General features: G+C 69.5%; 3 protein-coding genes. 2 read left to right on the top strand and 1 reads right to left on the bottom strand.

Going from position 1 to position 2,562, the window contains the following annotated elements; all coding sequences use genetic code 11:
* Nucleotides 1–1,519, top strand: a 1,519-nt coding sequence (gene zwf / locus WC493_RS23690) for a glucose-6-phosphate dehydrogenase (RefSeq protein ID WP_373069196.1), incomplete at its 5' end; no start/stop codon positions are given.
* On the top strand, nt 1,516–2,268 hold the full coding sequence (gene pgl / locus WC493_RS23685; protein ID WP_373069194.1) for a 6-phosphogluconolactonase: 753 nt from the start codon (nt 1,516–1,518) through the stop codon (nt 2,266–2,268). The genes zwf and pgl, both read left to right, overlap by 4 nt.
* Before the next feature lie 21 nt (nt 2,269–2,289).
* Here the strand turns inward: pgl and WC493_RS23680 are convergent.
* The coding region (locus tag WC493_RS23680; RefSeq protein ID WP_373069192.1) for a hypothetical protein at nt 2,290–2,562 on the bottom strand (273 nt) is incomplete at its 5' end.

The following is a 2,562-nucleotide window of genomic DNA, read 5'->3' as shown; positions in this document are numbered from 1 at the left end:
CATTTTCGGCTTTACCGGCGACCTCACGCATCGCAAGCTCATGCCGGCGCTCTACGATCTGGCCTGCCACGGGGTGCTCCCGATAGGCACCACGATCATCGGCTACGGCCGCCAGGAACTCAGCGACGACGAGTTCCGCGCCCTGCTGCGCAAGGCCATCGATGACCACTACGGGGCCGACACGATCGACGGCTCGCTCTGCGATCGCATCCTGCTGTCGCCGCGCTATGTTCAGGGCCAGTTCGACGATCCCGAAGGGTACGCACGACTGGCCGCCGTCCTCGACGAGCTCGACACCGGCGGGACGCTCGGCAACCGCCTGTTCTACCTCGCCACGCCGCCCAGTCAGTTCGAGGTGATCGTGGAGCAGCTCGGCGCCGCCGGCCTGGCGCGACACGGCGACTTCGCCGGGTCGGCTTCTCGCGGCGAACCGGTCGCCGGCTGGACGCGCGTGGTCGTCGAGAAGCCGTTCGGCCACGACCTGCGGACGGCGCGAGAGCTGAACTGCGTGATCGCCGAGGTCTTCGACGAACGGCAGGTCTACCGGATCGACCACTATCTGGCCAAGGAAACCGTGCAGAACCTCCTCGTGCTGCGCTTCGCCAACGGCATCTTCGAGCCCATCTGGAACCGCCGTTACGTGGACTTCGTGGAGATCACGGCGGCGGAGACGTTGGGCGTCGAGCATCGCGGCCCGTACTACGAGGAGGCCGGCGCGCTGCGCGACATGATCACGCCGCATCTCATCCAGCTGTTCTCACTGGTGGCGATGGAGCCTCCGGTGGCGTTCGACGCCGACGCCGTGCGCGATGAGAAGCTCAAAGTGCTGCGCGCCGTGAGGCCCATCCCGCAGCACCTGGTCTCGCTCTGGGCGGTGCGCGCCCAATACGTCCAAGGAGTCGTCGAAGACGAGGCGGTGCCCGCGTATCGTTCTGAGGACCGGGTCGCGCCGGACTCTCACATGGAGACGTATGCCGCGGTCAAGTTGCTCGTTGACAACTGGCGCTGGCAGGGCGTGCCGTTCTATCTGCGCACCGGCAAGCGCCTGGCGCGTCGCGTGACCGAGATCGCCATTCACTTCAAGCTGCCGCCAGTCCTGCTCTTCCGCGACGCGGCCGCCGGTCGCGGGCTGCAGCCCAACGTCCTCGTGCTGCGGGTGCAGCCGGACGAGGGGTTCTCGCTGAGCATGGAGTCCAAGCTGCCCGGCCACGACGTCGCGCTGCAGCCTGTCGCCATGGACTTCTCGTATGGGACGACCCTGCACGAGTTGCCCTTCAGCGCATACGAAACCGTCCTGGTCGACGTGATGGAGGGCGACATGACGTTGTTCACGCGCGGCGACCAGGCCGAGGAAGCGTGGCGCATCGTCGGCCCGATCCTGGACGAGTGGGCACACAAGCCGACGCGCGACATCCCGATCTACGAGGCCGGCGGCTGGGGCCCTGAGACGGCCGACGCCCTGATCGCCGCCGACGGTCATGCCTGGCGACGGCCCTGGAAAGACCCCGGCAAGCAATGAGCATCGAAATCCTCCCGAATGCGGACGCGTTAGCGCTGCGCGCCGCCGATCTGTTCGCGCTCGCCGCGCAGGAGGCGGCGGCGGCGCGCGGCAGGTTCGCCGCCGCTCTTAGCGGCGGCGAGACACCGCGCGCCTTCTACAAGATGTTGGCCCGCCAGCAGTTCAGCCAGAAGATCCCCTGGCGCCGCGTCCAGGTCTACTGGGGCGACGAGCGCTGCGTGCCGCCCGACGACCCGGCGAGCAACCACGGTATGGCGCGCGAGGCCCTCTTGAAGCACGTCCCCCTCGCCGACGCCGCTGTTCACCGCGTGCATGGGGAGGAGGCGCCGGACGCGGCCGCGCTAGCCTACGACAACGCGCTGCGCGCTCTTGCGGCGCTCGAGCGGCCCCGGAGCGAGCTGCCCGTCTTCGACCTCGTACTTCTCGGCGTCGGCGGCGACGGGCACACCGCCAGCCTCTTCCCGCACAGCGACGCCCTTGCAGTGGAGGAGCGCTTCGCGGTCGCCACCTTGGCCCCGGACGGCTCGCCGCGCGTCACCGTGACCTACCCCGTCATCAACGCCGCGCGCCGCGTCTGGTTCCTGGTGAGCGGCGCGCAGAAGGCCGGCATCGTGGCCGAGGTCCTCGAAGGCCTGCATGTTCCGGAGGCGGTGCCGGCGCAAGGCGTACGGCCGGTGCACGGCAAGCTCACGTGGCTGCTCGACGAGGCGGCGGCCGGCGAGCTGAGCCCCGCGATGCGGGGCGCCTGACCGGCCGCCCCGCGGCTCCGCTCAGCGCGGCAGAAAGACGGCGACCCAGACTGCCGCGCCGCCCTCCAGACGGACATCGACGACGGGTTCGAGGCCGTTGCCGATCAGCGGGATGCCCTGGGCAGGCTTCAACTCCGTCGGCGTGGCGAGGAGCCATATGGTTTCGGCCGACACGGGCACGGCGATGGGTTCCGTCCCGGACACTTCCTTGCGCAGGCGAAAAGCCACCACGGAGCCGGCCGCGTCCCTGACCAGCCCCAGCGCCTCCCCGTGTACCTGCGAGATGCCCGCCGG

The sequence above is a fragment of the Zavarzinia sp. genome (assembly GCF_041650655.1).
Taxonomy (GTDB): domain Bacteria; phylum Pseudomonadota; class Alphaproteobacteria; order Zavarziniales; family Zavarziniaceae; genus Zavarzinia.
Note: the sequence above shows the minus strand (reverse complement) of the source record. Positions and strands in the feature narration are given on the sequence as shown.